At 69.7% G+C, this 20255-nt stretch carries 16 protein-coding genes; 5 read left to right on the top strand and 11 right to left on the bottom strand.

What is annotated here, in order from left to right; translation table 11 throughout:
- Positions 1–11 precede the first annotated feature (11 nt).
- From IEZ19_RS17385 to IEZ19_RS17360, 7 genes are all read right to left on the bottom strand, one after another.
- Positions 12–413, bottom strand: a complete 402-nt coding sequence (locus IEZ19_RS17385) for a cytidine deaminase (RefSeq protein WP_229840404.1) — start codon at positions 411–413, stop codon at positions 12–14.
- The gene (locus tag IEZ19_RS50725; protein WP_229840402.1) at positions 410–1672 is read right to left on the bottom strand and encodes an ABC transporter permease; all 1263 of its coding nucleotides are present in this window, start codon (positions 1670–1672) and stop codon (positions 410–412) included. The genes IEZ19_RS17385 and IEZ19_RS50725 overlap by 4 nt, the downstream gene beginning before the upstream one ends.
- A complete protein-coding gene (locus IEZ19_RS17380) occupies positions 1669–2793 on the bottom strand; it encodes an ABC transporter permease (protein ID WP_189312087.1) in 1125 nt (374 codons plus the stop codon). The genes IEZ19_RS50725 and IEZ19_RS17380 overlap by 4 nt, the downstream gene beginning before the upstream one ends.
- Positions 2790–4502, bottom strand: coding sequence for an ABC transporter ATP-binding protein (locus tag IEZ19_RS17375; RefSeq protein WP_189312145.1), 1713 nt, complete (start codon positions 4500–4502; stop codon positions 2790–2792). The genes IEZ19_RS17380 and IEZ19_RS17375 overlap by 4 nt, the downstream gene beginning before the upstream one ends.
- 223 nt (positions 4503–4725) lie before the next feature.
- A complete protein-coding gene (locus tag IEZ19_RS17370) occupies positions 4726–5775 on the bottom strand; it encodes a BMP family lipoprotein (protein WP_189312086.1) in 1050 nt (349 codons plus the stop codon).
- Between the two features lie 223 nt (positions 5776–5998).
- Positions 5999–7024 carry a BMP family lipoprotein gene (locus IEZ19_RS17365; RefSeq protein ID WP_189312085.1) on the bottom strand — a complete coding sequence of 342 codons (1026 nt, stop codon included), beginning with the start codon at positions 7022–7024 and terminating at the stop codon, positions 5999–6001.
- A 272-nt stretch (positions 7025–7296) separates the two neighbouring features.
- A complete protein-coding gene (locus IEZ19_RS17360) occupies positions 7297–8538 on the bottom strand; it encodes a M20 family metallopeptidase (RefSeq protein WP_189312084.1) in 1242 nt (413 codons plus the stop codon).
- Positions 8539–8960: 422 nt separating this feature from the next.
- On the opposite strand from IEZ19_RS17360, the gene IEZ19_RS17355 reads away from it, so the two are divergent.
- Positions 8961–9683, top strand: coding sequence for a class I SAM-dependent methyltransferase (locus tag IEZ19_RS17355; protein ID WP_189312083.1), 723 nt, complete (start codon positions 8961–8963; stop codon positions 9681–9683).
- A gap of 160 nt (positions 9684–9843) precedes the next feature.
- Here the strand turns inward: IEZ19_RS17355 and IEZ19_RS17350 are convergent, their stop codons facing one another.
- From IEZ19_RS17350 to IEZ19_RS17335, 4 genes are read right to left on the bottom strand one after another with little or no spacing between them, the layout of a single operon-like run.
- A complete protein-coding gene (locus tag IEZ19_RS17350) occupies positions 9844–11001 on the bottom strand; it encodes a hypothetical protein (protein WP_189312082.1) in 1158 nt (385 codons plus the stop codon).
- Positions 11002–11048: 47 nt separating this feature from the next.
- A complete protein-coding gene (locus IEZ19_RS17345; RefSeq protein ID WP_189312081.1) occupies positions 11049–11987 on the bottom strand; it encodes an N-acetylneuraminate synthase family protein in 939 nt (312 codons plus the stop codon).
- Between the two features lie 14 nt (positions 11988–12001).
- On the bottom strand, positions 12002–13300 hold the full coding sequence (locus tag IEZ19_RS17340) for an N-acylneuraminate cytidylyltransferase (RefSeq protein ID WP_189312080.1): 1299 nt from the start codon (positions 13298–13300) through the stop codon (positions 12002–12004).
- Positions 13301–13356: 56 nt separating this feature from the next.
- The gene (locus IEZ19_RS17335; RefSeq protein WP_189312079.1) at positions 13357–14706 is read right to left on the bottom strand and encodes a DUF6716 putative glycosyltransferase; all 1350 of its coding nucleotides are present in this window, start codon (positions 14704–14706) and stop codon (positions 13357–13359) included.
- 198 nt (positions 14707–14904) lie between these two features.
- Between IEZ19_RS17335 and IEZ19_RS17330 the strand changes: the two genes are divergently transcribed.
- The 4 genes from IEZ19_RS17330 (at position 14905) to IEZ19_RS17315 (ending at position 20172) form a co-directional block, all read left to right on the top strand.
- Complete coding sequence (locus IEZ19_RS17330) at positions 14905–15882, top strand: glycosyltransferase family 2 protein (RefSeq protein ID WP_189312078.1); 978 nt, start codon at positions 14905–14907, stop codon at positions 15880–15882.
- Positions 15879–17210, top strand: a complete 1332-nt coding sequence (locus IEZ19_RS17325; RefSeq protein WP_189312077.1) for an alpha-2,8-polysialyltransferase family protein — start codon at positions 15879–15881, stop codon at positions 17208–17210. Before IEZ19_RS17330 ends, IEZ19_RS17325 begins: the two co-directional genes overlap by 4 nt.
- Before the next feature lie 127 nt (positions 17211–17337).
- Positions 17338–18312 carry a class I SAM-dependent methyltransferase gene (locus tag IEZ19_RS17320; protein WP_189312076.1) on the top strand — a complete coding sequence of 325 codons (975 nt, stop codon included), beginning with the start codon at positions 17338–17340 and terminating at the stop codon, positions 18310–18312.
- 126 nt (positions 18313–18438) lie between these two features.
- Positions 18439–20172, top strand: a complete 1734-nt coding sequence (locus IEZ19_RS17315; RefSeq protein ID WP_189312075.1) for a phospholipid carrier-dependent glycosyltransferase — start codon at positions 18439–18441, stop codon at positions 20170–20172.
- Positions 20173–20255: the final 83 nt, after the last annotated feature.

Genomic DNA, 20255 nt, shown 5'->3' with positions numbered 1-20255 from the left:
CCGCGGGGGAGTTACTTGGAGAGATGGTCCGGGCCGAAGGCCTGGGGCAGCATCTCCGACAGCGGCAGGACGCCCGCCGGGGTGTCCAGCAGCAGGTCGGGCCCGCCGAACTCGTACAGCAGCTGCCGGCAGCGGCCGCACGGGACGAGCAGCCCGCCCGTGCCGTCCACGCATGTGAAGTGCGTGAGCCGGCCGCCCCCGGTGCGCCGCAGCTCGGACACCAGCCCGCACTCGGCGCACAGGCCGAGCCCGTACGAGGCGTTCTCGACGTTGCAGCCCGAGACGGTGCGTCCGTCGTCGGCCAGGGCCGCCGCGCCGACCGGGAAGCCCGAGTACGGCGCGTACGCGTGGGACATCGCCTCCCGCGCCTCGGCCCGCAGCGCCTCCCAGTCGACGTCGGCGGGCGGCGTCACTTGCCCTGTCCCTTCCGGTACGGCAGACCGTCGGCCTTCGGCATCCGCAGGGACTGCGCGGACAGCGACAGGACGAGCAGGGTCACGATGTACGGAGTGGCCGTCACGAGCTGACGCGGCACCTCGTTCGTGGCGGCGTACCAGACGAACATCAGGACCGAGATCACCAGGGTGACCAGCGCGGGGACGTACTTCTTGCGCCAGGCGAGGTAGGCCGCCCCGAACACCAGCAGGATCGCGAGCAGCAGGATCAGCGCGTGGACGTTCACCGTGCCGCCGCGCAGGTTGAGGCTGTCGGTGTAGCCGAACAGGCCCGCGCCGAGGGCGAGACCGCCCGGCATCCAGTTGCCGAAGATCATCGCGGCGAGACCGATGTAGCCGCGGCCGGCGGTCTGGCCGTCCAAGTACACGTTCGAGGCGACGATCGACAGGAAGGCACCGCCGAGGCCGGCGAAGCCGCCCGAGATGATCACCGCGAGGTACTTGTACTTGTAGACGTTGACGCCGAGGGACTCGGCAGCGACCGGGTTCTCGCCGCAGGAGCGCAGCCGCAGGCCGAACGGCGTGCGCCACAGCACCCACCAGGTGAACGGCACGAGCGCGACAGCGATGACGGTCAGCGGCGACAGGTCGGTGACCAGACCGCCGATCAGGCCGGCGATGTCCGAGACCACGAACCAGTGCTTCTGGTTGAGGGTGTCCAGCCAGCCGGACAGGCCCGGGATGTCGAAGTTGCCCAGCGAGTCGATCGGCGGGGACTGCTTGGCGGAACCCTGCGGGGCGTCGGCGAAGGTGAACTTCGACAGATAGCGGGTGGCGCCGAGCGCCAGGATGTTGAGGGCCACACCGGAGACGATGTGGTTGACGTTGAAGGTCACGGTGGCGATGGCGTGCAGGACGGCGCCGAGGGCACCGCCGATGATGCCGAAGGCCACGCCGGCCCACGGGCCCCACTGATAGCCCGCCCAGGCGCCGAACCAGGTGCCGAGGATCATCATGCCCTCGAGGCCGATGTTGACAACGCCGGAGCGTTCGGACCACAGGCCGCCGAGGCCCGCGAGCCCGATCGGCACGGCGAGGCGCAGCGCGGTGGACATCTGGCCTGTCGAGGTGATGCCGTCCGCGCCGGTGATCAGGCGGACGACCGAGGTGAGCACGAGCACGCCCGCGATGACGAGCAGGAGCACCGGGAGCGAGATGCGGCGGCTGCCCCTGCCGGGCTGCTGCGCCTTCGGCTTCGCGACGGTCACGGTGGTCATCGGGCCGCCACCTCCTTCATGGTGTTCTGGGCGGCGGCCGCGGCCAGCTCGGCGCCGACCTGACGCTGCTGGCGGCGCAGACCCCACTGGCGTACGGCCTCGTACGAGATGACGACCGCGAAGACGATCAGGCCCTGCATGATCGTGGCGATCTCCTTCTCGTACGCCACCGGGGTCGCGTAGTCGAGGGCGGGCGAGGCCTTCTCGAGGAAGGCCCACAGCAGGGCGGCGAGGGCGATGCCGCCGGGGTTGTTGCGGCCGAGCAGGGCGATGCCGATGGCGGTGAAGCCGACGCCCGTGGGGAAGCTCAGGCTGTAGGTGTGGGTGTCGCCGAGCAGCAGCGGCAGACCGGCCAGGCCCGCGACGCCGCCGGAGATCAGCATGGAGAGGAGCACCATCCGCTTGGCGCTGACGCCGGAGGCCGCGGCGGCGGACTCGGAGGCGCCGGTGGCGCGCAGGTCGAAGCCGAAGCGGGTGCGGTTGAGGACGACCCAGTAGGCGATGCCGAGCAGGATCGCGAGGAAGACCAGGCCGTAGATCTCACCGACGTCGGATCCCAGGTTGATGCCGGGGAACCAGCCGGACTCCTTCATGACGCCGGTCGTCATGTTGTTGCCGACCTGCACGCCCCACACGGTGGAGAGGGTGACGTAGCCGATGAGGGCGGTCGCGATGGAGTTCAGCATGATCGTCGCGACGACCTCGCTGACACCGCGGGTGACCTTGAGGACGCCCGCGATGCCGGCCCAGAAGGCGCCGGTGAAGGCCGCGACCAGCAGGAGCAGCGGGATCTGCAGGAAGCTCGGGAGCGCCACGTTGGCGCCGACCACGGCGGTCATCACCACGGCGAGGCGGTACTGGCCGTCCACACCGATGTTGAACAGGTTCATGCGGAAGCCGAGGGCGACCGCGATGGCGGCGATGTAGTACATCGACGCCTGGTTGATGATCAGCACCTGAATGTCGGAGTAGGGCAGCTGCTCCAGCATCAGGCTGTACGGCTCGATCGGGTTCTTGCCCGACGCGATCAGCACGACCGAGGTCAGCACGATCGCGAGGACGAGCGCGATGACCGGGCCGGCCACCGCGAGGAGCACCCGCTCCTTGTCGAACTTCTTCATCGGGCCTCGTCCTCCGGACCGGCGGCTTCCGCGTTGTCGGAAGGGGATTCAACATGCTCGAGGTGACCGGACGCGGCGCCGGTCATGGCCGAGCCGAGCTCCTCCGGGGTGACCGTGGCCGGATCGGCGTCGGCGACCAGAGTGCCGTTGTAGATCACCCGCAGGGTGTCCGACAGGCCGATCAGCTCGTCCAGGTCGGCGGAGATCAGCAGGACGGCGAGGCCGTTGCGGCGGGCCTCGCGGATGCGGTCCCAGATCTGCGCCTGGGCGCCGACGTCCACACCGCGGGTGGGGTGGGCGGCGATCAGGAACTTCGGGTCGTGGCTCATCTCGCGGCCGACGATCAGCTTCTGCTGGTTGCCGCCGGACAGGGAGGCCGCGGTGACGTCGATGCCGGGGGTGCGGACGTCGTACTCCTCGACGATCCGGCGCGTGTCGGCCTGGGCGCCCTTGGGGTCGAGCCAGAAGCCCTTGGCGTTGGGCGTCTCGGTGACGTGGCCGAGTATGCGGTTCTCCCAGAGGGGCGCCTCCAGGAGCAGGCCCTGGCGGTGGCGGTCCTCGGGTATGTAGCCGACGCCCTGCTCGCGGCGCTTGCGGGTGGGCCAGTTCGTGACGTCCTCGCCCAGGAAGTGGATCGAGCCGGAGTCGGCGTTCTTGAGGCCGATCAGGGCGTCGATCAGCTCGGTCTGGCCGTTGCCCTCGACACCGGCGATGCCCATGACCTCGCCGGCGTGGATGGTGAAGCTGACGTCGTCGAGGACGCGCTTGGCCTCGCCGGGGGTGGTGGCCTCGGTGAGGACGTCGCCGCCCGCCGTGGCGCCGCCCGCGCCGACCGTCGCGGTCTCGGCGAGCGCGCCGGCCTCCCCCAGGGACGCGCCACCGCTGGCGTACACGGTCAGGCCCTTGACCTCGAGGACCGCCCGGTCGGTGACCGTCGACTCGGCGGTCTCCGGGGTGGGCAGCTCGCTGCCGACCATCATCTCGGCGAGCTGACGCGAGGTGGTCTCGGCGGGTACGGCCGTGCCGACGGTCGTACCGCGCCGGATGACGGTGATCTCGTCCGCCACGGAGAGCACCTCGCCGAGCTTGTGCGAGATGAAGATGACGGACAGGCCCTCGGACTTGAGCTCGCGCAGGTTGTCGAAGAGCGCGTCGACCTCCTGCGGGACCAGGACGGCGGTCGGCTCGTCGAGGATCAGGGTCCGGGCGCCGCGGTAGAGGACCTTGAGGATCTCGACGCGCTGGCGGTCGGCGACGCCGAGGTCCTCGACGAGCGCGTCCGGGCGGACGCCGAGGCCGTAGCGGTCGGAGATCTCCTTGATCTTCCTGCGGGCGCCGCCACCGATGCCGTACAGCTTCTCGCTGCCGAGCACGACGTTCTCGAGGACGGTCAGGTTGTCGGCCAGCATGAAGTGCTGGTGGACCATGCCGATGCCGCGGGAGATGGCGTCGGCCGGGGACGAGAAGGTGACCTGTTCGCCGCTGACCGCGATGGTGCCCTCGTCCGGCTTCTGCATGCCGTAGAGGATCTTCATCAGGGTCGACTTGCCCGCACCGTTCTCGCCGACGAGGGCGTGGACGGTCCCCTTGCGGACGGTCAGGTGGATGTCGTGGTTGGCCACGACACCCGGGAATCGTTTGGTGATCCCCGCCAGCTCGACCGCGACTGTCGACTCTGCGGTGAGCGGAGGGCTGCTGGACGCGTCGATGGCGCACTCTCCTCGGGAAAGGGGCCGCTCTACGCGCGTAGCGCCCCTGCTTTAAATAGTGCCCGGACCTGATCGATCTTGGTTGTTCTCGATCCGGTTCCGAGCATTGTGCCGCGCTGACGGGGCGCAGGGAGGTCATCCTCCCGGCGCCCCGTTCCGTGGCCGTAACGGTGTCATTACGGCGCACTTTTGGCCATGCCTGGGACAGGCCCATGACCTCCGGTCAGGAAGTCTTGACCTGGATGGTGCCGTTCTTGATGCCTTCCTCGGCCTTCTTCAGCGCGGCCTGCAGGTCGGCGTTGTTCTTGAAGACCGGGTTGGACTCGGAGATGCCCACACCGCCCGACTTCAGGTCGCCGCGGATCTCGCCGGACAACGGCTTCTTGTCCTTGAGGACGGACTGGGACAGGTCGTACACCGCGCCCTCGACGTTCTTGAGGGCCGAGGTCAGGATGTAGTCCTTGTACTTCGCCAGCGCGTCCTGCTTGTACTGGTCGGAGTCGACGCCGATCGCCCACACCTTGTGCGTGGCGGCGGACTCGATGACACCCTGGCCGGACAGACCGGCGGCGGCGTAGACGACGTCCGCGCCCGCCTCGATCTGGCCGTTGGCGGCGTCCTTGCCCTTGTCGGGGCTGGAGAAGCCACCCTCCTGGGCGGTCTGGGTGAGGTACTGCGACTCGATCTTGATCTTCGGGTTCACGGACTTGGCGCCCTGGACGTAGCCCGCCTCGAACTTGTGGATCAGCGGGATGTCCACACCACCGATGAACCCGATGTGGTCCTTCTTGGTGGCCTTGGCCGCGGCGACGCCCGCGAGGTAGGAGGACTGCTCCTCGTGGAACACCATGTCGGCCACGTTCTTCGACTCGATGGTGTTGTCGTCGATGATGCCGAAGGTCACCTTCGGGTACTTGGCCGCGACTTCCTTCACGGCGGGGGCGTAGGAGTAGCCGACGCCGATGATCGGGTCGTAGCCCGACTTGGCCAGGGTCTCCAGGCGCTGCACCTTGTCCGCGTCCGTCTCGCCGTCCTGCGGCTCGATGTCCCGGCCGCTGACGCCGAAGTCCTTCTCGGCCTTCTGCAGACCGGCGTAGGCGGCGTCGTTGAACGACTGGTCGCCCTTGCCGCCGATGTCGTACGCAAGGCCGATGCCCTTGGACTTGCCGTCGCCGGCGGAGGACGAGGTGGACGAGCTTCCGCAGGCGGAAGCAGTGACGGCAAGGGCTGCGGTTGCAACGCCTGCAACCGCTATACGGGACACCCGGCGCATGGAACGAGACTCCTTCGTGCAAGCGCCCATACCAGGCGCTGATTCCGCCGCAGCGTAACGCGCGTAGACCAGACGGAAAAACCCTTCTGTCCGGTCCGTTATCCACCTGTGGCCACACTCACGCCCATCGTGACGGACAGCAGAACGCCCCTTGCGCGAGGCAAGGGGCGTCCGGGCTGCGACGATGCCGGGCGGTCTCGGGGCCCCCGTCAGGCCCCGGCGATCACTCGGTGTCGACGGTGATCTTGCCGGAGATGATGTCCTCCTTGGCCTTGTCGACCGCGGAGACGACGTCGGTCATCGCCTGGTACTTCGGGTTCGTGTCGGCGAAGCCCACACCGCCCGACTTGAGGTCGCCGCGCACCTCACCGCTGAGCGGCTTGCCCTCGACGACGGACTTGGTGAGGTCGTACACGGCACCGCCGACGTTCTTCAGGGCGGAGCCGAGGATGTAGTCCTTGTACTGGGCCAGCGCGCTCTGCCCGTACTGGTCGGAGTCGACGCCGATCGCCCACACCTTGTGCGTGGCGGCGGCCTGGATCACGCCCTGGCCGGACAGGCCGGCGGCGTGGTAGACGACGTCGGCACCCGCCTCGATCTGGCCGTTGGCGGCGTCCTTGCCCTTGTCGGGGCTGGAGAAGCCACCCTCCTGGGCGGTCTGGGTGAGGTACTGCGACTCGATCTTGATCTTCGGGTTCACGGACTTGGCGCCCTGGTCGAACCCGGCCTCGAACTTGTGGATCAGCGGGATGTCCACACCACCGATGAACCCGATGTGGTTCTTCTTGGTGGCCTTGGCCGCGGCGACACCGGCGAGGTAGGAGGACTGCTCCTCGTGGAACACCATGTCGGCGACGTTCTTCGCCTGGATCGTGTTGTCGTCGATGATGCCGAAGGTGATCTTCGGGTACTTGGCCGCGACCTGCTTGACCGCCGGGGCGTACGCGAAACCGACGCCGATGATCGGGTTGTAGCCGGACTTGGCGAGCTGCTCGAGCCGCTGCACCTTGTCGGCGTCGGACTCCCCGTCCTGCGGCTCGATGTCCCGGCCGCTGATCTTGAGCTCCTTCTCGGCCTTCTGGAAACCGGCGAAGGCGGCGTCGTTGAAGGACTGGTCGCCCTTGCCACCGATGTCGTACGCCAGGCCGATGCCCTTGCCCGCGTACTTGCCGTCCTTCGACGTGCTCGAGGAGTCACTGCTGGACTTGCCGCACCCGGCGGCCGCGAGGGCGACGACCGCGACGGTCACCGCAGCTTGGGAGAACCTCGTCCTCCGAGAGATCAGACGCACAGCAAGCACCCCTTCATCCCCACGGCACCGTCGCCGGCCCGCTTCCCCAATGTGCCGCCTCTGGTGGCCATTTCGGCGCACAGTAACGCGCGTAGAAGAGGAGGGGAACAGGATTTCTCCCTGCCGTTATCGATTCGTGCCGCCCCCGCGTTACAACCGTCCGCCCCGGGTTACGCACGGGTGACACAAGCGGGCGAAGGGGCACCAACCGGCGCCCCTCCCCCTGCTCCTTACCTCTGCGCGTCAAGAAGCGCGGCGGCGGTGAACAGCTCCACGCCGACCGTGATGGCGCGCTCGTCGGCGTCGAAGTCACCCTGGTGCAGATCCCGCACCGTACACTCGCCCGGCGGCCGCACACCGAGCCGGGCCAGCGCGCCCGGCACATGCTCCAGATACCAGGAGAAGTCCTCGCCGCCGAGGCTCTGCTCGGTCCCCTCGACGGAGTCCACACCGCGCCGGGCCATCATGGCGTCCCGCAGCAACTCGGTGACCGCCGGGTCGTTCACCACGGGCGGCACGCCCCGCACATACGTGATCTGCGACTTGGCCCGGTGCAGGGTCGCGACCTCGTCGATGGCCGCGTGCACCACGTCGGGAGCCGTGCGCCAGGCCTCCAGGTCCAGGCACCGCACGGTTCCGGACAGCTCGGCGTGCTGCGGGATCACGTTCGGCGCGTGCCCCGACTCGATCCGCCCCCAGGTGACGGCGAGCCCGCTCCGGCTGTCCACGCGCCGGGCGACGACTGCGGGCACGTCGGTGGCGACGCGAGCAGCCGCGGTGACGAGATCGGTGGTGAGATGCGGCCGTGCGGTGTGCCCACCGGGCCCGTCCAGCGCGACCTCAAGACGGTCACACGCACTCGTGATCGCCCCCTGCCGCAGCCCGATCTTCCCGGCGTCCACCCGGGGGTCGCAGTGCACGGCGATGATCCGCCCCACCCCGTCGAGCACACCGCACTCGATGGCGTCGGTGGCGCCCCCGGGCAGCACCTCCTCGGCGGGCTGGAACAGCAGCCGCACGGGCCGGGGCAGCAGCCCCTGCTTGTGCAGTTCGGCGAGCACGAGCCCGGCGCCCAGCACGACGGCCGTATGCACGTCGTGCCCGCAGGCATGCGCCCGATCGGGCACGGTGGACCGGTAGGAGCACTCACTCTTCGTGTCCGGAATGGGCAGAGCGTCGATATCGGCCCGCAGGGCGAGGACGCCCCCGCTGACGGCGTCTCCCCCCTCGCTGCCGATGTCCCCACCGATGTCACATACGAGCCCGGTTCCGAGGGCGAGGACACGGGGCTTGAGCCCGGCCTGCTCGAGCCGCGCCTTGATGGCGGCGGTCGTACGGAACTCCTGGTTGCCGAGCTCAGGGTGCATGTGCAAGTCGCGACGGAACGCGACGAGTTCGGCGTGCAGCGCGTCGCTGAGCACGCCGGGGAGCACGGCTTCCCCGGGGAGATCGGCCTCGGACTCTGGGGACATCAATTGGTTCACCCTCTGAAGGGTAGGACGCCGGAACGGTCAACTGCCCCGCGATCAACAAAACTTCAGCCCGTTAGGGGAAGAAAATCTGACCACCGGACGCATGGCTATGAGCTGGGATGGGTAAACTCGTCCGACTTCCGACCGAGTCGATCACGGAAATCTCCGAAGCGCCACCCGAGCGCACCCCGGTACCCGCCTCAACGGATACCACGCCGCCCCCGAGCCCCAGTGGACCTGTCCACCCATCGAAACCCGACGGGGCGGCTGCCGCCAGGTGATCGGCGCGTCTGTGCCATCACCTGGGATGTTCACGTGCGGCTTCTCGTCCGACGGCGACGGCCGGGCAGCGGGCGGCGCCCACCTGACCGACTGGCGAAGAAGCGCCCGTCTCCGCCCCGGCCCCGGTAACGTCCCCCGCCGTGACCGACGCGACCACGGACTTCCTCAGAACCACCAGCACGTCGTACGACACCATCGCCAAGGAGTACACGGCCCTTCACCCCGACGGTCTGGCCCACCACCCGCTCGACCGGAATCTGATCAACATCTTCGCGGAGCTGGTCACGGCCAACTCCACCGCTCCCGTCGCCGACCTCGGCAGCGGCCCCGGTTACATCGCCGCCCGGCTGCACGCACTCGGTGTGCCCGTGTTCGGGATCGACGTCTCGCCGGGCATGGCCGCCCTCGCCCGCGAGGCGCACCCCGAGCTGCGCTTCCACGTGGGGTCGATGACCGACCTGGACCTCCCGGACGAGACCCTGGGCGGCATCCTCGCGCTCTACTCGACGATCCACCTCCCGGAGGACCACCTGCCGACGGCGTTCGCGGAGTTCCACCGCACGCTCGTCCCCGGCGGCCACGTCCTGCTGGCCTTCCAGACGGCCGACGAGGACGGGCACCGGCACCTCGCCGAGCGCTTCGGCCACGAGATCGGCCTCGACTACTACTTCCGCACCCCGGAGACGATCGCGGCCCACCTCCGCAAGGCGGGCCTGGAGCCGTACACGAGGATCCGGCGCGACCCCCGCGGCGAGGAGACGATCCCCCGCGCCTTCGTCCTCGCCCAGAAACCGGAACAGGGCCCCGCACAGGATTCCGGACAGGATCCGGCTCCCGCACAGGGCCCCGCGGAGCAGCCCTAGTGCTGTGGCCGGGAAGGTTTGCCGGGAAGCTCGCGGCGTCCGGTGCGGTGCATCGCAAGGCGGAGCGTCACCCGCGTACTGGATGTACTCGGGTGAGGCGACAACGCCGCGAGGTGCCGTGCCGGGCGTCGCGAGCCGGTGAACCCTTCCGGTCGCAGCACTAGCCCAGTCCCACCGCCGCCAGCCGATGCACGTCCCGGGCCGTCCCCGTCACCCCGGACAGGAAGCCCTGGGCCCGGGGCGAGGCGGTCTCCGTGAGCCAACCGGGGTCGATGTCGCACACCGCGACCCGGACCCCGGTGCCGGCCAGCGCGAGCGGCAGCGTGTGGACGACCGTCGACGGGAAGCTGAGCACCGTACGCCCGATGGGGCCGCGCCGCGCGATCAGCTCGAGCGGCAGGTCGGGCCGTACGATCTCCAGTCCCGTCTGTGCCGCGAGCCGGTGGAGTTTCTCCGTGCTCTCGCGGCGGTGGGCGAAGTAGCGCGTCGCCCCGTGGGCCTTGGCCAGGCGCTGGACGGCCTCCAGATACCGCTCGCCGTCCACCACCCCGGTCTCCACGAGGGACGTGCCCACCATGTCCGCGCCCTTGGTGATGCGCGGCGGCCCGAAGCGGGCGCGGGTCCAGCCGAAGTCGTTGGGGGTCACCGTGACGCCGTCGGGCGTCCGGTCCATCGGCATGGACGAGAACACCTCCACCCGGCGCCCGCCCTTGGGGGTGAGCCGGCGCCGGGCCGAGGACGAGACGGGCGCGAACAGCAGGTCGCGCGCACCCGGGCGCCCGCCCTTGCGGTGCCAGCGCACGAGTCGCTCACCGCGGGCGAGCTGGGAGACGAACTCCATCGTCGCCGTGCCGTCGTCGACGACCACCAGGTCCTTGGCCCGGGTGATCGTCAGCAGCAGCTGCACATAGCGGGAGAACGGGTCGCCCATGACGATCCGGTCGGCCCGGCGCAGTTTTCCGGCGAGTCCGCCGATGGTGTGGAAGGGCGCGGTCGTGCCGCCCCGCGCCTCCTCCCAGCGGACCTGGTACCCCTCGTCCCGGGCCAGGTCGGCCATGCGGCGCAGCTGGCCGCGTGTCATGGGGTCGGTCGGGGACAGCACCACGACGGTGAGTCCGGCGCCCGCCCCCCGCGCGCCGGACGAGCCACCCGGCATCCCGGCGCCGGACGAGCCCCCCGGCCCGTCCGTGTCGGCCGGCTCCGCCCCTCGCAGGGCATGGACGTGCGCCCACTCCAGTACGTTGAGCAGCTGTACCGGGCTCTCGACGAAGGCGAGGGTGTGGGGGGTGGTGCCGGCGTGACCGGCGCGGGGGCTCATCGACGTACGACCGTCCCGTCGTCGTAAGGCGGTGTGGATGAGGACGCTCAGACCGTGACCGGCTCGCCGGCCGCGGCCGCGATCTCCGCCTCGGCGACGACACCGGCGACGCGGCGCAGCTTCTTCATCGGGCCGAGCTCGGAGTCGTAGACCTTCTTGACGCCGTCGCCCAGGGAGGCCTCGATGATGCGGATGTCGCGCACCAGGCGCTGCAGGCCCTGCGGCTCGACGGAGGCGGCCTGGTCGGATCCCCACATGGCGCGGTCGAGGGTGATGTGACGCTCGACGAAGGTCGCCCCGAGCGCGACCGCGGCGAGGGTGGTCTGCAGGCCCGTCTCGTGGCCGGAGTAGCCGATCGGGACGTTCGGGAACTCCTTCTCCAGCGTGTTGATCACGCGGAGGTTCAGCTCCTCGGCCTTGGCCGGGTAGGTGGAGGTGGCGTGGCACATGAGGATGTTGTCGCTGCCCAGGACCTCGACCGCGTGGCGGATCTGCTTCGGGGTCGACATGCCGGTGGAGAGGATGACCGCGCGGCCGGTGGCGCGCAGCGCCTTCAGCAGCTCGTCGTCGGTGAGGGACGCGGACGCGACCTTGTGGGCCGGGACGTCGAACTTCTCGAGGAAGGCGACGGCCTCGGTGTCCCACGGGGAGGCGAACCAGTCGATCCCCTTCTCCTTGCAGTACTCGTCGATCTGGCGGTACTCGTCCTCACCGAACTCCACGCGGTGGCGGTAGTCGATGTAGGTCATCCGGCCCCAGGGGGTGTCGCGCTCGATGTCCCACTGGTCGCGCGGGGTGCAGATCTCGGGGGTGCGCTTCTGGAACTTGACGGCGTCGCAGCCGGCCTCGGCGGCCACGTCGATCAGCTTGAAGGCGTTCTCGAGCTCACCGTTGTGGTTGATGCCGATCTCGCCGCAGACGTAGACGGGGCGGCCGGGGCCGACCTCACGGGAACCGAACGTACGCAGACGGGAGTTGGTGCTCATGGCAGAAGATGTCCTTACTTGGTGAGGGAATCGAGAGAGGGGCCGAGGATCCAGCTGGCGATCTCTCGGATCGCGCCGTCGCCGCCGGGGACGGTGGTGACCGCGCGTGCGGCGCCGCGCACGACGTCGTGGGCGCTCGCGACCGCCACGGGCCAGCCGACGAGGGCGAAGCACGGGAGGTCATTGACGTCGTTGCCGACATAGAGCACGCGCTCAGGCGCGATGCCCTGCTCCTCGCACCACTGCTTGAGGGCGAGGTCCTTGCGGTCGATGCCGTGCAGGACCGGGATCTTGAGCTTCCGGGCCCGGGCGGCGACGACCGGGTTCTGTTCCGTGGACAGGACGAGCATCTTCAGGCCGCTCCTGCGGAGGGCCGCGATGCCGAGACCGTCCCCGCGGTGCACGGAGACGAACTCCTTTCCATCGGCGTCGATCAGCACCCTGTCGTCGGTCTGGGTGCCGTCGAAGTCGAGGACGACCGCGTCGATGTCATCGGCGGCCGGGAGGGCGCCGGGGCGGTCCGCGTCGAACAGTGGGGCCAGGGCCCGGGCGCGGGCGAGATCGTGCGGGTCGTCGATCTCCAGCACCCGGGCGGGGTCGGTGCGGACGAGTTCCGTACGGCCGAAGAAGCGGTGCCGGTGCTCGCGGAAGCCGGCCGCGTCCATCGCGTAGGCGGCGCCGGTCTCCAGCAGGTCCTGGGGGCGGTCCTGCCGGCGCGGGCGGAACGACTTGTCGTGGTTGACGCCGTAACCACCCTCGGTGACCGTCGAGTTGGCAACGGCGACGGCTCCGCCGACGGCCTTGGCGGCCTGGGTGTCGACGACCGCCGGGTCGTCGGCCGCGTCGCGCCAGACGAAGCCGTGGAAGGGCGCAACGGTCACCGCGGTGTCGGCGCCGTTCTCGACGACGGCCGCCGCGACCCCGTCCACGTCCTCGCGGACCAGGAACGGGCTGGTGCACTGCACGAGCAGGACGACGTCCACGGCGGCGCCGTGCAGCGCCTCGTGGGCGTCCATGGCGTGCAGGACGGCGGCCTCGGAGGTGGCGGTGTCGCCGGCGATGGCGGCGGGCCGCAGCACGACCTCGGCGCCGGCCTGGCGGGCGGCCGCGGCGATGGCCTGGTCGTCGGTGGAGACGACGACGTCGGTCACCAGCCGGGAGGCGCGGCACTCGCGCACGGCGCGGGCCACCAGGGGCACGCCGCCGACGGGGGCGAGGTTCTTCGCAGGCACGCCCTTGGAGCCGCCGCGGGCCGGGATCACCGCGAGGACGCGGCGCACCTCGGCACCGTGACCCGCTTCGGGGTTGCTCATAGGCTCAACTGCTCCAGTTCCGTGCGAAGGCGCCGACTGACGCGGGATCCGGTCGCTCACAGCTCTCCCATGCGGCGGATGACGGGAGCCACCCGCTGGACGCCGTGGCGGTAGGCGCCGCGTGCGGCGCGGCGGACGATCTGGCGCACCGGTCCCGGTGCCTTGTCGGAGGCGGGCGCCCCGGGCAGCGGGGCACCGTCGGGACCGAGATGGTGGCGGGCGAGGATCCCCGGCAGATAGCCGGGCGCGGTCTCGGTCGTGTAGTAGGGGTTCAGGGGCGGCAGGCCGCCGGGCCGGGCGAGCAGCTCGGTGATCCGCTCGCGTGCCGCGTCGAAGGCCCTCTCGTAGGAACCTCCCTCAGAGGGGGTACCCCCGGCGGCGACGCCCTGCCGGGCCACCCACTGCTCGTCGGGTACCGGGCGGTGTCCGGCGTCGAGCTGGTCCCAGGAGGCGAGGCAGCCGGAGCCCACGAAGTGGTGGTTGCCGAGCGCCTCGCGGATGCCGAGGTCGCTGAGGACGACGGTCGGGACGCGGCGGTGCAGTGCCTCGAGCGCGGCCGTCGAGCTGACAGTGACGAGCAGGTCGGTGCGGTCGAGGACCTCGCCCATGTGCCCGTACACCAGGCTGAAGTTGGCGGGCAGGTCCTTGCCCTGCGCCAGCTTCTGGTACGGCAGTTCCTCGATGTGGGTGGTGTGTTCGCCCGGCCGGGAGCGCAGCTTGAGCAGCACCTCGCGCTCGGGGTGCTTGCGGGCGTGCTCGATCAGCCGGTTCAGCAGGTACGTACGGTCCTTGCGGGTCTCCGGGACGGAGGGCTGGGCCGCGAACACGACGGTGTAGGGCTCGTGTTCGCCGGTGTAGGGCTTGCCGCCGAGGAACGGCAGCGCGACCTCGGTCACCGACGAGGCGTCGGCGCCCACGCCCTCGTACACGTCCCGGAAACGGTCCGCGTCCTGGCGGGAGTTGGCGAGGACGATGTCCGCCCCGTGCCGCAGGAGGAGTCCGTCGGCGAGCTTCTCGTAGACGACACCGACGTAGCCGGTGACGACGACGGGGCGCTCGGCCCGCTCCCCCCACACGTGCCGGAGGCCGTGCAGCATGGCCTGCACGCCACCGCCGACGAGGGCGAGGACGAGCACGTCGTACTGCTCCTCGGCCTCACGGTCCATGGCGCGCAGGAACTCCACGGCGGTCACCTCGCGGAGCGAGTCCGCGTGGACACCGACTTCCCGCAGCTGGCGGGCGGTGGGGGTGGCACGGCCCCGCAGGAGGTAGCCGTCGAGGCGTATGTCCGGCACGGTGGAGTCGTTCGAGGCGATACGGCTCGCGGTGAGCGCGCCCCACTTCCACCGGGTGTCGGAATCCGCGAGGACCGCGACCCGCAGGGACTTCGTTGCACTTGCTGGCACGTCGAAGACGCTAGGAAGGCATTCCTAGGTTCTGCCCAACCCGAATACAACAAACGGTTAACAGCACATCTCCGAATAGCGAATCAGCCCGAGAACACGTGCGAAAAAGTCCTGGTTCACAGGTTCGCCACGTGTCGTTCATCTGGCATCAAGGCACCGGTCAAGATTGATGACGGGCGCCCCCCTAACGTCCAGTGCGTGGTCAAGCTCTCCGTCATCGTGCCGTTCTACAACGTGCAGCAATACGCGCCCGACACCCTGAGGAGCCTCAGTGCCAACGCGCGTGAGGACTTCGAATTCATTCTCGTCGACGACTGCTCGAGCGACGGGACACCCGAGATCCTGGCGCGCGCCGAACGCGAGCTGCCAGGCGCGGTCCACGTCAGACACGAGAAGAACGGGGGGCTCGCCACCGCACGCAACACCGGCATCGACCGGGCACGCGGTGAGTACGTGACCTTCCTGGACGGCGACGACTGGCTCGCCCGCGGCTACTACCCACAGCTGGTCTCCGCAATCGAGTCGCTGGGATGTGACTTCCTGCGCACCGACCATGTACAGACCACGGCACGGGCGCGCACCGTGCACCGGGTGCCGGTCGGCCCGCGCAACGTGGTGCTGAACCCGCGGGAGGCGATCCTGCCTGCCGACCGGTCGACCTCGGTCGACTACGCGTACGCCTGGGCGGGGGTCTACCACCGCCGGCTGGTGGACAAGGGACTGCTGCACTTCACCGACGGGCTGCGCACGGCGGAGGACCGGCCGTGGATCTGGAAGCTGCACCGGGAGGCGGAATCCTTCGCCGCGGTCAGCCTGCTCGGCGTGTTCTACCGGCGGGGCGTGGCCTCGTCACTCACCCAGATCGGCGATGTGCGGCAGCTCGATTTCATCCGGGCGTTCGACCAGGTCATCGAGGAGACCGCGCAGGACCCGGAGGCGGACACCCTCCTGCCGAAGGCCGTCCGCACGTACTGCGCCATCATTTCCCATCATCTGGGATCCATCGAAAGGTTCGAGCCCGCGGTGGCGAAGAAGCTGAAATCCATGAGTGCCGGGGCGCTGCAGCGCATGCCGCAGGACGTGCTGGAGGAGGCCCTGGATTCCATGGACCTCCAGCGCGCCACGAAGCTGCGCCGGCTGCGCCGTCGGCCGGCCGCCCCGGGGGTCGCCGCGTGACCACCCAGATCTTCCAGGCGTCCACGCTCTACGGCATGGCGACGCTCGCCGCCGCCCTGGACTCCGGCCTCTTCCGTCCCGCCGACCGCCGCATCCTGCTGGTCTGCAACAACGCCGCGACGCCCGAGACGACGCCGGGCCCGGACGAGATGCCGGGCTTCGAGCGGCTGCGGGACCGGTTCGACGAGGTGCTGTCGTACAACGAGACGATCTTTCCCTTCCACCCCGGCGGCTGGGCCCCCCGGCCGGAGGACATGCCGCTCTGGGAGCGGTATCTGCGCCTGGAGTGGAAGATCGGCGACGACGTCGAGTTCGCGGTCGAGTCGATCCAGGTCAACCCGTCGCTCGCGCTCGCGCAGATCTTCGTCGACGCGCCGGTGACCGTGTACGCGGACGGCCTGATGAGCTACGGCCCGACCCGCAACAAGATCGACCCGCAGGTCGGCACCCGGGTGAACCGGGTGCTCCACCTCGACCTCGTGCCGGGACTGAAGCCGCTGCTGCTCACCGAGTTCGGCGTGGCGGGCGAGATCGTGCCGACCCCGGCCTTCACCAAGGTGCTGGCCGAACTCGTGGGCAGCGGCGAGGGACTGCCGGAGATCGAGGAGCCGGCGCTGCTGCTCGGCCAGTACCTCTCCGCGCTCGGCATCCTCAGCGCCGACGACGAGGAGAACCTCCACGTCCGCATGCTGAAGGGTGCCCACGCACTCGGCCACACGAGGATCGTGTTCAAGCCGCACCCGACGGCGCCGGCCCGCTTCACGCGCAAGCTGGAGCAGGAGGCGGAGAAGCTCGGTGCCGAGCTGACCGTCCTGGACACCCCGGTCCTGGCCGAGGTGCTGTACCAGCGGATGCGTCCCGCGCTGGTCGTCGGCTGCTTCTCCACGGCGCTGCTCACCGCGTCCGCGCTGTACGGCCTGCCGGTCGCCCGCCTGGGCACGGAGCTGCTCCTGGACCGGCTGTCCCCGTTCGAGAACAGCAACCGCGTCCCGGTCACCGTCGTCGACGCGCTGCTGCCGGAGCTGACGGACCGCGCCGCGGTCACCGAGCAGCGCCGGGGCATGAGCGTCGACGTCCTGGGTCCGCTGGTGCGGGCGGTGGGCTTCGCGATGCAGCCGAAGATCCTGCCGCGGCTGCGCCAGGAGACCGAGGCCTACCTCGCCGAGAACCTCGACGAAAAGACGCTGCGCTATTTCAAGCGCAAGCGGCTGACGTCACTGGCGCTGCCGGGTGGCGTACCGGGCCAGCTGGGGTTCATCCCGCGCAATGCCGCCATGCGCCGCGTGGCACGGCGGGCGCTGGCGCTGAAGAAAGCCGTGAAACGCTGAGCGAATCGTGAGTGAACTCCACACCAACAACCGGGATTTCATTCCTTTTCCGTAATGATTTTATGGATAGGTGGTGCCTCTGCCCCTAGGATCGCGGGCACCGCCTATCCAATCCCGTGAGGCACCTATGACGAAGCTCGGCCGGCTCTACTCGATGTTCGACAGTGTCCAGCTGCCGGACAATCTGCCCTACACCCAAGTGAGTAAGTGGGAGCTGCAGTTCCTGTACCTCGTGGGGCGGCATCACCTCACCGGCAGGGACCGGATCGTCGAACTGGGCTCCGGCGGCGGCGGCTCGACCTACGCACTCGCGATGGGACTGCAGGAGAACCCGGCCTTCGACGAGAAGAAGGGGCGGCTGCACGCGTACGACTTCTTCCGGGTCGGCAAGGGCACCTTCGCCACGGAGAAGTTCTTCAGCGCCGGGCACAAGCCCGAGGACGACAATTCCTTCCTCAACGACTTCCGCGCCCGCCTCGAGCCCTTCCTGCCGTTCCTGGAGATCCACGCCGGCGACCTCTGGCAGACCTCCGACCCGGACGACACCAGCCCGGTCGAATTCCTGCACATCGACATAGCCAAGACGGCCCGGGTGTTCCAATGCGTGTCGGAGCGGTTCCTGACGCGCATGCAGCCCGGCTCGGTCGTCCTGCACCAGGACTTCGCCGGACCGCGGCTGCCGTGGCTGCACTACAGCACCGGCGCTCTGCTGCCCTACATCGAGATCGCGGGTCCGCCGATCCGCTCCACGCTCGCCTTCGAGGTCACCCAGCCGATCCCGGCGGACGTCCTGAAGCGGATCTCCGAGGACGACTTCACGGTCGACGAGAAGCTGGCGCTGATGACCGCCGTTCAGGACCGCGTCGACCGCGACCACACCGGCGGCATCCCCTTCAAGTCCGTCCTCGAACTCGCCAAGGCCTACGTCGCCCACTACGACGGCCAGCACAAGCGGGCCTGGTCGATCGCCAAGACGCTGCGGGACGACGAGTACCTGAGCCGGACCCGCGCCGACCACTTCGAGCAGCTCAAGAAGGCGTACGACGCCGAACCGAAGGTGTCGACGATGACGAGGCTCAAGAAGCTGGTGGGCAAGAAGTGAACACGACGGAGCCGATGCCGCTCCGTGACAAGGTGTTGCGGCGGGGTTAACGAAGTCTCCATAGTTTCTCCGAATGCCGCATACAGCTTCCTCCTGCCCGGGGTCCGTCCACCAGGACGGACCCCGATGACTCGGCAGGACATACAGCCGTCCGTCCGCACCCCGGCCCCGGCTCGCGACGTGAACGGCTCCGCCACGACGACCGGGCGCCCGCGAAGGTTCCCGCACCGCTTCGAGGCGCTGCGCCGGCACCGCCGGCTGGTGTTCGCGCTCGCCGTCGTGGCGCTCCTCGCCCAGATGGCGGTGGCGATGGTCACGACGGCCGTGGAGCAGTCCCCGACCATCGACGAGCCGGTGTACGTCGGCACAGCCACGGTCTACCTGAAAGAGCACAGCCTGCGGTACAACGCGGAACATCCGCCGCTGGGCAAACTCATCATCGCGACCGGAGTGGCCGTCGCCCGCCCGCACCTCGAACCCGGCTTCCCCGGCGACCAGAGCAGGCTCGGACGCCATCTGCTGTTCGAGTCCGGCAACGACCCGAAGCGGCTGATGCTGTGGGCCCGCCTGCCGATGATCGTGCTGACGCTGCTGTTCGGGCTGGTCGTCTGCGCGTTCGCGTACGACCTCACCGGACGCGTGGGTGCCCTGGCGGCGCTCGCCCTGTACGCCTTCTCGCCCGATGTCATCACCCATGGGTCGCTGGCCACCCTGGACCTGCCCGCGGCGGGCTTCGTGCTGACGTCGGTGTGGCTGACCTGGCGGGCGCGCCGACGGCCGGGTGTGTACCTGCCTCTGGCAGGGGCGGCACTCGGCGCGGCCCTGGCCACCAAGATGAACACGTTGCCGGCTGTTCCCGTGGTGCTCCTCCTCGCCGTGCTGTCCGTCCTGGCCGCCCGGCGGACGCCCGGACGCGACCGGCGCCGCACGGCCCGCACCCTCGCGCTCGGCGCCGCGTCGGCGGCCGGGATGGCACTGATCGCGGTCGCCGTGGTGTGGGCTTCCTACCTCGTCGTCGACCCGCGACTGCACTGGACTCCGCCCGCCGACATGCCCGAGGTGCACGGGCTGCGGGCCGTTGCCGCCAACCTGCTGCCGTTGCCCCGCGAGTACCGGGACGGGATGCTGATGCAGTTCGGCAAGGAGGAGGTCGTACGGGCCGGCTTCCTGTACGGCCGGATGTACTACGGTTCGCTCTGGTACTACCTGCCGGCCGCCCTGCTGGTGAAGACGCCGCTCGGCATGCTCGTTCTGTGGGCGGTCGGTGCCGCGGCGATGTCGATCCGGCGGCTGCGGCCCGCGGCCATGTACGTGCTCCTTCCCGCGGCCGTCCTGCTCGCCTCGGCCATGACCGGCACCCGCGACTACGGCACCCGGTACGCGATCTTCGTGCCGCTCTTCCTCTCCGTCGCGGCGGCGGCCGTGGTCGCCGTCCGGCGACGGTGGGCGTACGCCATGACGGCGTCACTTGTCGCGTTCGCCGCCGTCAGCTCGCTGAGCACGTACCCGTACTACCTGCCGTATGCCAACGAGGCGTTCGGCGGGTCCGCGAAGACCCACCTGTGGCTGCACGACTCGAACGTCGACTGGGGCCAGGACCTGGGGCGGCTCGCCGACCGCCTGCGGCAGCGCTACCCGCACGACAAGGTCTGGCTGATCTACAAGGGCAGCGGCGAGCCCTCCTCCTACGGCATCCACGCCTCCGACCCGCGGACGGTCCCTCCGCAAGAGGTCCATGGACTGCTCGTCGTGTCGGACTCCGCGGTCGCCACGGCAGCGGCCCCGCTGGCCGAGCTGATCGACAGCAGCAGCGCGATCGACGAAGTAGGCCACTCGATCACCATCTACCGCCGTCCCTGATACCGCGGCTGCGGATCGTGCTCGCACGGCAAAAGCGCCCGGGGCTCGTGCACCCCGGGCGCTTCCTGCCGTGCGTGTGCTGG

Origin of the sequence: Streptomyces brasiliensis, from assembly GCF_014647875.1 — a bacterium.
Classification (GTDB): domain Bacteria; phylum Actinomycetota; class Actinomycetes; order Streptomycetales; family Streptomycetaceae; genus Streptomyces; species Streptomyces brasiliensis.
This window is presented reverse-complemented; position numbering and strand designations above follow the sequence as displayed.